Below are 12,505 nucleotides of genomic sequence, written 5' to 3' on the forward strand. Positions count from 1 at the left end.
CGGCCCCATGAGCAAGGCCCCGGCGGCGCCGGAGCCCGCCGAGACCCAGGATTCGTCGGCGCTCAAGCCGCGCGCACGCTCGCGAGGAAGCGGCTCACCTCCCGACCGAGATGTGCCGACTGTCGCGAGAGCTCGGAGGCCGAAGCCAGCACCTGACTCGCCGCCGCGCCTGTCTCCTCGGCCGCGCCCGCCACGCCCGCGATGTTGGCCGTCACCTCGCCGGTGCCCATGGCGGCCTGCGCCACGTTGCGCACGATCTCCTGGGTCGCCGCGTCCTGCTCCTCGACGCCCGCCGCGATGGAGGTCGCCACCGCGCTGATCTCGCCGATCCGCGCGCGAATCGCCTCGATGGCGCTCACGCTCTCCACCGTGGCCCCCTGGATGCGGGCGATCTGGGTTCCGATCTCTTCCGTGGCGCGCGCCGTCTGGCCCGCGAGTTCCTTCACCTCGGTCGCCACCACGGCGAAGCCCCGGCCCGCCTCGCCGGCCCGCGCCGCCTCGATGGTGGCGTTGAGCGCCAGGAGGTTGGTCTGGCCGGCGATGTCCGAGATCAGCTTGACCACGTCGCCGATGCGCGCGGTCGCGCCGTTGAGTTCCTGGACCAGGGCGGCGGTGTTGCCCGCCTCGCGCACCGCCATGCCGGCGAGTTCGGCTGAGCCCTGCACCTGCCGCCCGATCTCCTGAACGGACGAACCGAGTTCCTCGGCGGCGGCCGCAACGGTCTCGACGTTCGAGGCCGCCTCCTCGGCCGCGGCCGCGACGGACCCGGACTGGCTCGCGGTCTGCGTCGCGGTGCCGCTCATCGCCTGCGCGGTCGCTTGCAGCTCACCGGCGGATTTGCCGACGGCGCTCACGATGGCGCCGACCGCACGCTCGAACCCGTCCGCCATCTCCTGCATCGCCTGCCGACGCTGCACCTCGGCCCCCGCGCGGGCGAGCGCCGTCTCCTCTTCCAGACGTTTCATCCGGATCAGACCGTCCTTGAAGACCTGGATGGCGTCGGCGATGCGGCCGATCTCGGTACCGGTGCCCTGATGCGGGATCTCCGCCGTCAGGTCCCCCGCGGTGAGGCGCGTCATCGGCCGGATGACGGAGTCGATGCCGTGCGTGATGCTGCGGATGATCAGGGTCGCGAGGAGGACCGCCAGGGAGACCGCGATCGCGAGGGCCGCGAGCGCGACCGTCTTCGTCTGCGCCGTGAGGGCGAGTCCGTCCGCTTCGGCGCGCTCGGCGCCCGCGTCGTTGATCTCGATCAGCTTCTCGAGCGCCGTGGAGGCGCGCCGGCGGGGCTCGACCCCATCCGAGAGATAGAGGCCGTAGGCTTCGCTCTTCTCGCCCGTGCGGGCGGCGACGACGATCCGGTCCGCGGTGGCGAAGAACCGCCCCACCTCGCCCTGGAACGTCGTGAAGTGACCGCGCTCCGTCTCGGAGCTGATCAGCCGCTCGTACGCCTTCGACAGGGTGCCGATCTGCTCGCGCCGCTTGGCCAGATCGCCTTCGATCTTCGCCAGATCCCCCGCATCCGTCGTCTGCGTCGCCCGCAGGAGGCTCGTGGTGTAGCGGGCGAGCGCGGTGTCTATCCGACCGCTCGTGCGGACACTCGGAAGCCAGTTGGCCTGGACGTCGGTCAGCAGGCCGTTCATCCGGTCGACGCCCGACATCCCGAGCCAGCCGATCATCAGGATGAACAGGGTGATCACGGCAAAACTGGCGACCAGCCGCGTCCGGATGGTCATGGTCTTCAGGGACATGGTTCCGCTCCGAAAGCGTGACTCCACCCATCGGAGCACGCCGCGCGTCACGACCATGCCGCATCATCCTTAACGGGATGCTTCGACTCTTCGCTACAGCCACCGTTTCCAGCGGAAGAAGACGTAGGGCAGAACCGCCGCGACGACCATCATGACCACCGCCATCGGGTATCCCAATCCCCAATCGAGTTCCGGCATGGCCTTGAAGTTCATTCCGTAGATCGAAGCGATCAGCGTCGGCGGCATGAAGACCACCGCCATCACCGAGAACAGCTTGATGATGTTGTTCTGCTCGAGGTTCACGAGACCGAGGGTGGCGTCGAGGAGGAACTGGATCTTCGAGGACAGGAAGGTGGCGTGCTCCTCCAGCGATTGCAGGTCCCGCAGGGTCGAGCGCACGTCTTCCCGCAATTCGCGCGGCGCCTTGGCCGTGCGGTAGGTCGCCGAGAGCGACAGCAGGATCCGCTCCATCGAGACGAGGCTCTCGCGCTGCTTCGAGATCAGGTCGCCGTGGCGCCCGAGCGCCCGGAGGGTGTCCTGCAGGGCGGTGTTGCGGGCGCTCGGATCCTCCTTCTCCTCGAAGATCTTGCCCGAGAGCCGGTCGATCCGCTCGCCCTGGAGCTGGAGCACGTCGGCCGCCCGGTCGATCACCGTCTCGATGAGGCCGGCCAGGATGGTCTCGCCGGACGGCGCCGCCGAGGGGCCGTTGCCCGTCGATCGCCCGGCCCGCTGCGTGTACATCCGGAAGGCCTGGGGCTCCTCGTAGCGGACCGTCACGAGGCGGCTGCCGCGCAGGATGAAGGTGATGCCGGCGAGTCCCGGCTCCTCGGACTCGCTGACCTTGCTCAGCACGCGGCCGGTCATGTACCGGGCGCCGTCCTCCACGTAGAGGAGTTCGGAGGGCTCGATGTCCTTCATCTCCTCCCGGGTCGGCACCGAGATGCCCATGAAGGCCTCGACCTTCATGTCCTCCTCGCGGCTCGGGCGCACCATGTCGAGCCAGACGGTGTCGTCAGGGATCGCCTCCTGCAATTCGAGGGAACGGCGCTCGAGCAGGGTCTGCCCGGCGCCAGCGACCGGCTGGTGGATGAAGATCACGCGGGATGTCTCAGGCGAAGGCCCCGGGAGGCGGTGTGCTCGCATCCGGCACGAAGAAGTCCGGCGCAAGAGGGATGCCGGGTGTGACGCGATATTTTGAAAAGTCCGTGACACCCTGCTCGGCCAGGAAGCTGTCGTCGATGAGGAAACGGCCCGTCGTCTCGCGGGCGTTCGAGCAGAACAGCGCGTGCGCGGCATCCGCCAGGATCTCGGGCGTGCGGCTCGCCTGCATCAGCGCCTCGCCGCCGAGGATGTTCCGGATGGCCGCCGTCGCGATGGTGGTGCGCGGCCACAGGGCGTTGACCGCGATGCCCTGGCGCTTCAACTCGCCCGCGAGCCCGAGCACGCAGAGCGACATGCCGTACTTGGCGATCGAGTAGGCGAGATGCGGCGCGAACCACTTCTCCGCCATGTCGAGGGGCGGCGACAGCATCACGATATGCGGGTTCTCGGCCTTCGCGAGGTGGGGAATCGTATATTTGCTGACCATGTAGGTGCCGCGCGTGTTGATGCCGTGCATCAGGTCGAAGCGCTTCATCTCGGTCTCGGGCGTCCGGCTCAGCGAGATCGCGCTGGCGTTGTTCACCACGATGTCGATGCCCCCGAAGGTGTTCGCGGTGGTTTCGATCGCGGCGGCGACGCTGTCCTCGTCGCGGACGTCCACCAGCAGCGGCAGGGCGCGCCCGCCCGCCGCCTCGATCGCCGCGGCGGCCGTGTGGATGGTGCCTTCGAGCTTCGGATGCGGCGTGTCGGTCTTAGCCGCGATGGCGACGTTGGCGCCGTCCCGCGCCGCGCGCAGGCCGATCGCGAGGCCGATGCCGCGCGAGGCCCCGGTGATGAAGAGGGTCTTTCCCTCAAGTGACTTGCCCTCGAGTGATTTGCCCTCGGATATGTTGCCCTTCAGCGAACCGCCCATGTCTCAGTGCTCCTCGGAATCGATCTGGAAACGGGGCGGCCGGCTGCCGTCCGCGTCGGTGAAGCCGTAGGCGGCGGCGAGATCGCCGGCATGGAGGATGCCGCCCGCATGGGCGGCGACGTTCGGGTCGGCGGCGAGCGCGGCGAGCGCCCGGCCGGCATAGAGCGGGCTCTCGGTGGCACGGTCGGCATGGCCGATGTCGATGGCGCGCTCGGTGCGGACGAAGCCGGGCGAGATCGCCAGGGCCGTGACGCCGTGCGGCGTCAGTTCCTGCGCGCAGGCGAAGGCGAGGCGGTTCGTGGTGGCCTTGGTCAGGTCGTAGAAGATGTCGCCGAGATAGCCGGGTCCGGTGTCGAAGGAGACGAAGGCCAACAGGCCGGATTTCGCCGAGACCATCGCGGGGGCGACCGCGCGGGCGAGCAGCAGGGCCGGGTAAGGGCCGCCGCCGAAGAAGTCCGAGAGCGGCTCGGCCGAACGGCGCCAGAACGGCGTGCCCCAGGCGGCGCCGTCGGCGTAGCGCTCGCCGTCATAGCCCTCGTTTCCACCCCAGACGCTCGACACCGCGACGTCGATGCGGCCGAACCGGCGAAGAGCCCAGTGGACCAGGGTGTCGACCGCGCGCTCGCTGGTGTGGTCGCAGAGGTAGTGGTGGCCTTCGCCCCCGGCGGCATCGACCGCCCGCGCCGTATCCTCGATGGTCTCGGGCCGTCCTTCCGTGCGCGGCCCCGTCTCGCTGGAACGGGCCGTGACGATCACGGTGGCACCGGCCTCGCCGAGGCCCCGCGCGAGGCCGCGCCCGACCCCGCGCGAGGCGCCGGCGACGAGGCAGATCCGTCCGCGAAGGTCCGGTGCGGCGCTCACGCCGGTCTGGCTCGGTCGAGGAAGCGCGCGAAGGCGGCCTGGGCCTCCGGCGCGCGCAGGCGCTCCTCGAACGCGACGGCCTCGGCCTCGAGGGCGGCTTCCATCGCGGCCTGATCGCCTCGGATCAGCGCCCGCGTGGCCTGCACCGCGCCGCGCGGGAGCCCGGCCAGCCGCGCGCCCTGGGCGAGCGCGTGTTCCAGGAGGAGGTCGGCCGGCATCACGCCGTTGACGAGGCCGAGCCCGAGGGCCTCGTCCGCATCGAAGGGCCGGCTGAGCAGCAGCATCTCGGTCGCTCTCAGGAGCCCGACCCGGCGCGGCAGCAGGTAGCTGGAGGCCGCCTCCGGCACGAGGCCGAGTTCGACGAAGGGCATCCGGAAGCGCGCGGCCGGACTGGCATAGACGAGGTCGCAGTGCAGGGTCAGCGTCGTCCCGATGCCCACCGCGATCCCGTCCACCGCCGCGACCATCGGCGTCCGGGTCCGGGCAAGCTGCCGGATGAACAGGAGCGCTGGTGCCTCGCCGAAGGGCTTGCGCGCGCCCGCGACGAAATCGGCCAGATCGTTGCCGGCGCTGAACGCGCCGGGCGTGCCCGCGAACACGATGGCGCCGACCGCATCCGAGGCGTCGGCCTGGATCAGGGCCTCCCGCATCGCATCGTACATGGCGCCGGTCAGCGCGTTCTTCTTCTCGGGCCTGTCGATGCGGATCAGGCGGACGCTGTCCGCCGTGTCCTGGATCGCGATGTGCTCGCTCATGATCGCCCTCCCCCCGTCCGGTGATCTCCGTGCATCCGGGCCGTCTCCCGGAGCACGCCGCTCAATGCGCCAGGGCGAGGCCGGCATCGTCCGTGAAGCCGCCGCCGGCGATCACGCTCTCCTCCAGGCCGCTCGCGGCGGTCAGCAGGTTGTCGGCGAAGAAGCGCGCGAGGGCGATGCGGCCGGGCTGGGCCGGATCGGTGTCGCCGGCCTTCCGGGCCGCATTGGCCGCCAGCGCCGTCTGCGCGAGGCAGGCGCCCCCCTGGACCAGTCCGAACAGACGCAGGTAGGGCGTCGCGCCGGCCAGCGCCGCCTCCGGCCGGTTGGAGCCGAGCGCCTTCAACTGGAAGCTCGTCGCCCGGTCGAGGCTCTCGATTCCGGCGCGCAGGCGCGCGCCGATGGCGCCGTGGGCAGGATCGGCATCCTTGAGGAACCCCTCGGCGATCCGGCGCAGGCCCGCGATCTGCGCCCGCACCGTCGCGCCACCGTTCAGCGGGAGCTTGCGCGCGACGAGGTCGATGGCCTGGATGCCGTTGGTCCCCTCGTAGATGCCGAGGATGCGGGCGTCGCGCATGTGCTGGGCGGCGCCCGTCTCTTCGACGAAGCCCATCCCGCCATGGACCTGGACGCCGAGCGAGGTCACCTCGTTGGCGATGTCGGTGGAGAAGGCCTTGGCGACCGGCGTCAGCAGCGAGGCGCGGTCATGCGCCGCCTCGCCCTCCGGTCCGCGCGCGGCGTCGAGGGCTTCCGCCGTGAGATAGCAGATGCCGCGCGCGGCCTGCGTGTAGGCCTTCATGGTCAGCAGCATGCGCTGCACGTCGGCATGGGCCACGATCGGGCTGGTCTCGGCGGCACCCGGCGCCTTGCCCTGGCGCCGGTCGCGGGCATAGGCCAAGGCCTGCTGGTAGGCCCGCTCGGCGATGCCGACGCCCTGCAGGCCGACGTTGAGCCGGGCCGAGTTCATCATCGTGAACATGCAGGCGAGGCCGCGATTCTCCTCGCCGATGAGCCAGCCGATGGCGCCCCCCGCGTCGCCGAAGGCCATGGAGCAGGTCGGAGAGCCGTGAATGCCGAGCTTGTGCTCGATGCCGGAGCAGCGCAGATCGTTGCGGCCGCCGTCCGGAAGCACCTTGGGGACGAGGAACAGGGAGATGCCGCGCGTGCCCGCCGGCGCATCCTTCAGCCGGGCCAGCACGAGGTGGACGATGTTGTCGGTGAGGTCGTGCTCGCCGTAGGTGATGTAGATCTTGGCACCGACGATCCGGTAGCTGCCGTCCCCGACCGGCTCGGCCCGGCTGCGCAGGAGCGCGAGGTCCGAGCCCGCCTGCGGCTCGGTGAGGTTCATGGTGGCGGTCCACTCGCCGGAGACCAGTTTGCCGAGATAGCGCGCCTTCAGCGCGTCCGAGCCATGCTGCGCCAGGGCCTCGATGCCACCCGCCGTCAGCAGCGGGCAAAGGCCGAAGGCGATGCTGGCCGCGTTCCACATCTCGGTGCAGGCGGCGTTGAGGACGAGGGGCAAGCCCTGCCCGCCATGGTCCGGATCGGCGCTGAGGCCGTTCCACCCGCCCTCGATCCAAGTCCGATAGGCCGCCTGCCAGCCCGGCGGCGTGGCGATCGCGCCCTCCGTCAGCGGCGTGCCGTGCCGATCTCCGACGCGGTTGAGCGGGGCGATCACCGCGTCGGCGACCTTGGCGGCCTCGCCGAGGATCGCCTCGGCGTCGTCGAGCCCGAGGTCGCCGTGGCGTCCTGAGGACAGGGCGGCCTCGAATCCGGCGACGTGGCGCAGGGCGAACAGCATGTCGGCGACCGGTGCGCGATAGGTCATGATGGGTCCTCCCGCGCCTTGTTCGAGGTCGGCGCCTGTCCACGCGTGTTTGACGCAAGGCCCGGCCCGGCGCTAGGCCAAGCCCCGCCCCCGAGGGCACGTTGGTGAAGATAGTTTAGATATGAACGATCTCGGGTCAATCCCCGATGACACCGCACGGAACCGGACGCGGCGCCTTCTCGACGATGCCGCTGGCGTGTCCGAAGCGGCGCGCCTGATCCGGAAGGGAAGCCTCGTCGGTTTCCCCACCGAGACGGTCTACGGCCTCGGCGCCGATGCCACGGATGCGACGGCTGTCGCGGGGATTTTCGCGGCGAAGGCCCGGCCCTCCTTCAACCCGCTGATCGCGCATGTCGCCGATCTCGAGGCGGCGCGGCGGGAGGGCGTGTTCGATGCGGCCGCCCTGCGGCTCGCCGAAGCGTTCTGGCCCGGACCGCTGACGCTCGTGCTGCCGGTTTCGCCGAATGGCCGCGTCTGCGATGTCGCCCGTGCCGGTTTGCCGAGCGTGGCCCTGCGCGTACCGGGCAACGGCACCGCGCGCGACCTTCTCCGGCAAGTCGACCGCCCCGTCGCGGCCCCCTCCGCCAACCGATCGGGGCGGGTGAGCCCGACCACGGCCGACCATGTCCTCGCCGATCTCGATGGGCGCATCGCGGCGGTGCTCGATGGCGGCGAAACCGCGGTGGGCGTCGAATCCACCGTCGTTTCCTGCCTCGGCGGCCGGGTGCGCCTGTTGCGTCCCGGGGGCATCACCCGCGAAGCCCTCGCGGAACGCCTCGGCTTCGATCTTCCCGGGTCGGATCCGAGTCCCGGCGGCACCGCGCTCGTCGCGCCCGGTCTCCTCGCGTCCCACTACGCGCCACGGGCGCGGGTGCGCCTCGGTGCCGTGGCCGTCGAGACCGACGAGACGATCCTGCTGTTCGGTTCCCGATCGCCGCCGGGCACGGACAAGGCACGCGGGCGGTTCAACCTCAGTCCCGCCGGAGACCTGACGGAAGCGGCATCCCGTCTCTTCTCGGCCCTGCGTCACCTCGATGCGATCGGCGCCGACGTCATCGCCGTCGTACCCATCCCCGAGACGGGCCTTGGGGAAGCCATCAACGACCGCCTGAGACGGGCCGCAGCGCCGCGCTGAAATTATTTCGCGGATCGTTGGAACCGATCTGCGAGAAGACCGTTATCAACTCACGAAGGCCAGTTCAGCCCCCAATGGCCTTTTCCCTTCCAGGGCTCGGAGCAATCCGAGCCTTTTTTCTTGCCCGGGTGAAAATCGCTCGCGGACGGCCGTGAGCCGAGCGGGTCAGGCGATCCCGGTGATCTCGGCTTCGTGCCCGTTCACCTCGATCACGTCTCCCAGAACCTTGCCGGTCAGGGCCTTGGCCATCGGCGAGACGTAGGAAATCGAACCGTTCGCCGGGTCCGCCTCATCCTCGCCGACGATCCGGAACGTCTGCTGAGAATCGTCTTCCCTTGAGATCGTGACCGTGGAGCCGAAGCGGATCACGTCTCCGGGTTCCGCTTCTACGCGCTGGGCCGTGCCGAGGCGCGCCGTCCAGTAGTTGAGATCACGCGTGACCCGGGCTTCGTCGGCCTTGGCGCCCGGGGTCAGGGCCGAGAACTCGGCCTGAAGGCGCGCGACCTGTTCCTCGATCTGCGCGAGGCCCTCGGGGGTGACGAAGTTCGGATGGGGCGAAATCGGACGGTCGGGAAGATCCTCGAAGGCTTCGCCGCCCTCGGGTTCACGGACAAATACTTGACTCATGGAAGCCAGAACGCCTGCCCTGCGGTCTCGGTTCCGCCGCGACGCGGCGCGTCCGGGATCTCACGCAACCTCAACGATGGTCCGGCCCCGCACGCGTCCCGCAAGGATCGCCTCGGCGACCGCGTCGACCTCCGCAAGTGGAACGGTCTGCGTCATGGACGCGAGCGTGTCGTGGTCGAGTTCGCGCGCGAGCCGGCCCCAGGCCTCGCGACGCTTCTCGTAGGGCGTGGTCACGCTGTTGATCCCGAGGAGCGCGACGCCACGCAGGATGAAGGGCGCGACCGAGGTCGGCAGATCCATGCCCTGCGCCAGTCCACAGGCGGCGACCGCTCCGTCCGCCTTCGTTCCCGCCAGGACGTTGGCGAGGGTGGTGGAGCCGACGGCATCGATCGCCGCCGCCCAACGCTCCTTCGCCAGGGGCTTGCCGGGCTTGCCCAATTCGGCCCGGTCGAGAATCTCGGTCGCGCCGAGCCCATGCAGGTAATCGGCCTCCGACTCGCGGCCCGTGGAAGCGATGACGTGCCAGCCCGCGCGAGCCAGCAAGGCCACCGCCACGGAGCCGACGCCGCCGGAAGCGCCCGTCACCAGGGCCGGCCCTTGTGCGGGCGTCACGCCGTGGTGTTCGAGGGCCATCAGGCACAGCATCGCGGTATAGCCCGCCGTGCCGATCGCCATGGCCTGGGCCGGTGTCAGGCCATCCGGCAGCGGCACCAGCCAGTCGCCCTTGACGCGAGCCCGCTGCGCATAGGCGCCGAGATGGGTTTCGCCGACGCCCCAGCCCGTGAGCACGACCGCATCGCCGGGCTGGTAGTTCGGATGATCGGAACGCTCGACCACGCCGGAAAAGTCGATGCCGGGGATCATCGGGAAGCGGCGGACCACCGGGGAGCGGCCGGTCATCGCGAGACCGTCCTTGAAATTCACCGTCGAGTGCGTGACCCGAACCGTCACGTCACCGTCCATCAGGTCGGCCTCGTCGAAATCCTTGAAGGCGAGCGACTGGCCCGTCTCGGTCTTCTCGACCACCCAAGCCTTGAACTGACCCATGACGAACCTCCCCTTCCCGCTTCACAGGTGTGGCAGGCGACCCGTGAATCAAGCCGTGCAGAATGGAGCGGTCCATGAATCGATCGGCCCCGGATGCCGGGGCATCCGGGGCCGATCGGCGCGCTCAATTCGTGGGGCTCAGTAACCGTCGTAGATGCTGCCCGAGGAGAAGCCGAGGCCGACACCCACATCGGCCGAACTGGCGCCGGCGATGCCCAGGGCGTCCGGCAGCGAGCCGACCAGGCTGGGGCCGTAGGCGCCCGGATAGCCGCCCTGCCCATAATTGGCCGGGACCCAGCCCGAGCGCGCGGGCTGCACCAGCACGCGGCGGCGGACGCTGGCATATTCGGCCGGGATCGTCTCGGGAATCGACTGGGCGGGCTGCACCAGCACGCGGCGATGACGGACGGAATATTGGGGCGGGATGTTCACCCAGCATCCGATCAGTTCGCCGTAGGCGTCGCGCCGCGTCTGCCAGACCCGGCCGCCGGGGGCGACGAGGATGCGCTCGGACACGGTCTCGTAGACCGGCGGGATGGTGCGATACACCGTCTCGGCGGGACGCACGAGGACGCGCTCGGACACGGCGCCGTACACGGGCGGCGTGTTCACGTGACGGTAGCATTCGGCGCCGCCGCAGCCACCGGCCTGGGCCGTCGAAAAGGAGGCGGACGAGAGGGTGAGCACGGCGCCGGCGATGGCGGCGAAGAGCAGACGTGGTGCGACCGGCGCGGTCATGACGGGTTCCTCGGGGCTGAGACGCTGAACAGGACGGGATGGCACGCGAAGCCGCGCGCATCTCGACGTATCAGAGGCCGCCAAGTTGCCGTTCGAGCAAGCTCAATCCGGAGTCAGGGTAAAATTAACCCAAGCTTAGGACTACTTAGGAGTTTCAGTACTTAGGTAAAAACTGCTGGAACGATTCACAAAGTCAGGTCTGTCCCCGTTTGAGCTGGTAGAAGATGTGCCGGCCGATGACGTCCATCTTCTTCAGCCGACGCGACCAGCCGGGCTTCACGTAATCCGCATGGTAATGGGTCGCCCCCCCAACCTCGCTCAGATAGGTCCGGCCTTCGATCACCGCGCTGGCGATGCGGGTGGCGCTCTGCCAGGAGGCTCCGTCGGTGATCCGCAGCGCCTTGCCCTCGCAGGCGAAGGAGAACTGGCAGCCCATGTAGCGATGCCGGTTCTGGTAGACGACGCCGCAGACGTTGCTCGGATACAGCCCACTTTTCACCCGGTTCAGGACCACCTGAGCCACGGCCGCCTGACCCTCTTCCGATTCGCTGCGGGCCTCGAAATAGACGGCCTCGGCGAGGCAGCGCTGCTCCCGGTCCATGGCGTCCGGCCCGATCAGGTCGGCGTAGCGGTGACGCGCGATCTCGGGCGATTCGTCCGGGCCCGGCGTCGTCAGGGTCGGATTGTCCGTTCGTCCCGGCCGGGGCGAGAGGCCCGGAAAGGCGAGGCTGGCGGCGGCCACCTCGACCGGCGTCGCATCGGCGGGCGCCGGTGTGGTGGATGACAGGGCCTCCGCGCGTGGAATCGCGGGCGTGGCGCCGTCCTCCAGGACGACGACGCGCTCCTCGCCGTCCACGCTCGGAGCCAGCCCGAAGTCGGGAGCAGGCACGAAGCCGGTGTCGAGGTCCGGGCTCCAGTTTGCCGGTCCAGGCCGCAGCAGGCCGCCGGTCGAATCCGAGAGGCTCGCCTCGACGAGAAGGCTGCCCGCCACGTTCCGAACCGTGTCACCGCGCCCGGCCCGTGAAGCGGAAGGCCAAGCGGGATGGGTGCGGGTCTGCGTGCCGCTCAGGCGTGCTCCGGGCGAGGCCGTCGGGCCGACGCGGGTCGCGCGATCGGCGAGGCTCGCCGCACCCCCGGTCGTGTCCGTTCCCGCCGTGGCGGTGAAGGACACGAGGAGGCCGAAGCCGGCCGTCCAGGGCACCATCGCGGCACTGAGCCAGCGCAGGTGCGACGCACGTCGTAACCGTCTCGTACCCACGCGACCGACCCGCTGACTGAACGCAAAACACACCGGCCGCCCGCCTCAAGTGCCGAGGCGGCCCGTGCATTCAACTATCATCCGGTATGGTTGCGGAGCCGTTAAGAGACGGCGCTCAGGGCGCGCCGGGTCGCCCGTGCGTGGCGGCGAGGCCGCCGATCAGCACGGCCAGGCTCGAGCGTTCATCGTTCTGCGCGCCCGCAATCCGCTCCGCGTCCGCCCCGCTCTGGGTGGCGACGGCGAAGACGAACAGCGCGATCGTGGCGACGCCACCGAGGCCGGTGACGACCCACAGGTAGGCCTGCTGGACCGCTCGCGGCAACGGAACCGCGACGGGATTTTCGTTCATGAAAAGGGGGGGTGGGCTGGTATCGTTCATGCCGGCGATCCCACGCGTTGTCTGCCGCCCCTGTGAGCAGAATGACCCGCGCGCAACGGTTCGGCACTAGCACTGAACGTGCCCGCGCGAAATCGGTTCGCCGCGTTTTCGACAA

Annotated in this window: 12 protein-coding genes; 1 reads left to right on the top strand and 11 read right to left on the bottom strand. The window is 69.8% G+C overall.

Annotation, left to right across the window (positions count from 1 at the left end):
• Positions 1 to 62: 62 nt before the first annotated feature.
• From MKK54_RS23190 to MKK54_RS23215, 6 genes are all read right to left on the bottom strand, one after another.
• Complete coding sequence (locus tag MKK54_RS23190) at positions 63 to 1,751, bottom strand: methyl-accepting chemotaxis protein (protein ID WP_244014764.1); 1,689 nt, start codon at positions 1,749 to 1,751, stop codon at positions 63 to 65.
• A 93-nt stretch (positions 1,752 to 1,844) separates the two neighbouring features.
• The gene (locus tag MKK54_RS23195) at positions 1,845 to 2,849 is read right to left on the bottom strand and encodes a magnesium transporter CorA family protein (RefSeq protein ID WP_244014766.1); all 1,005 of its coding nucleotides are present in this window, start codon (positions 2,847 to 2,849) and stop codon (positions 1,845 to 1,847) included.
• A 10-nt stretch (positions 2,850 to 2,859) separates the two neighbouring features.
• Complete coding sequence (locus MKK54_RS23200) at positions 2,860 to 3,765, bottom strand: SDR family oxidoreductase (RefSeq protein WP_244014769.1); 906 nt, start codon at positions 3,763 to 3,765, stop codon at positions 2,860 to 2,862.
• A 3-nt stretch (positions 3,766 to 3,768) separates the two neighbouring features.
• Positions 3,769 to 4,626, bottom strand: coding sequence for an SDR family NAD(P)-dependent oxidoreductase (locus MKK54_RS23205; RefSeq protein WP_244014771.1), 858 nt, complete (start codon positions 4,624 to 4,626; stop codon positions 3,769 to 3,771).
• Complete coding sequence (locus MKK54_RS23210) at positions 4,623 to 5,381, bottom strand: enoyl-CoA hydratase-related protein (RefSeq protein ID WP_244014773.1); 759 nt, start codon at positions 5,379 to 5,381, stop codon at positions 4,623 to 4,625. The genes MKK54_RS23205 and MKK54_RS23210 overlap by 4 nt, the downstream gene beginning before the upstream one ends.
• 61 nt (positions 5,382 to 5,442) lie before the next feature.
• The gene (locus MKK54_RS23215) at positions 5,443 to 7,206 is read right to left on the bottom strand and encodes an acyl-CoA dehydrogenase (RefSeq protein WP_244014775.1); all 1,764 of its coding nucleotides are present in this window, start codon (positions 7,204 to 7,206) and stop codon (positions 5,443 to 5,445) included.
• A 121-nt stretch (positions 7,207 to 7,327) separates the two neighbouring features.
• On the opposite strand from MKK54_RS23215, the gene MKK54_RS23220 reads away from it, so the two are divergent.
• Positions 7,328 to 8,341, top strand: a complete 1,014-nt coding sequence (locus tag MKK54_RS23220; RefSeq protein WP_244014778.1) for an L-threonylcarbamoyladenylate synthase — start codon at positions 7,328 to 7,330, stop codon at positions 8,339 to 8,341.
• Between the two features lie 165 nt (positions 8,342 to 8,506).
• Here MKK54_RS23220 and greA read toward each other — a convergent pair whose 3' ends face one another.
• The 5 genes from greA to MKK54_RS23245 form a co-directional block, all read right to left on the bottom strand.
• Positions 8,507 to 8,968 carry a transcription elongation factor GreA gene (greA, locus tag MKK54_RS23225; protein WP_244014780.1) on the bottom strand — a complete coding sequence of 154 codons (462 nt, stop codon included), beginning with the start codon at positions 8,966 to 8,968 and terminating at the stop codon, positions 8,507 to 8,509.
• Positions 8,969 to 9,028: 60 nt separating this feature from the next.
• Positions 9,029 to 10,015: an MDR family oxidoreductase gene (locus MKK54_RS23230; protein ID WP_244014782.1), complete on the bottom strand. Its 987-nt coding sequence runs from the start codon at positions 10,013 to 10,015 to the stop codon at positions 9,029 to 9,031.
• Positions 10,016 to 10,153: 138 nt separating this feature from the next.
• Positions 10,154 to 10,753 (bottom strand): hypothetical protein, encoded by a 600-nt coding sequence (locus MKK54_RS23235; protein ID WP_244014785.1) that lies wholly within the window; start codon positions 10,751 to 10,753, stop codon positions 10,154 to 10,156.
• Positions 10,754 to 10,946: 193 nt separating this feature from the next.
• On the bottom strand, positions 10,947 to 11,957 hold the full coding sequence (locus MKK54_RS23240; RefSeq protein WP_244015257.1) for a cell wall hydrolase: 1,011 nt from the start codon (positions 11,955 to 11,957) through the stop codon (positions 10,947 to 10,949).
• Positions 11,958 to 12,126: 169 nt separating this feature from the next.
• Positions 12,127 to 12,390, bottom strand: coding sequence for a hypothetical protein (locus MKK54_RS23245; RefSeq protein ID WP_244014787.1), 264 nt, complete (start codon positions 12,388 to 12,390; stop codon positions 12,127 to 12,129).
• Between the last annotated feature and the right edge of the window lie 115 nt (positions 12,391 to 12,505).

The sequence above is a fragment of the Methylobacterium sp. J-068 genome (assembly GCF_022829445.1).
Classification (GTDB): Bacteria; Pseudomonadota; Alphaproteobacteria; order Rhizobiales; family Beijerinckiaceae; genus Methylobacterium.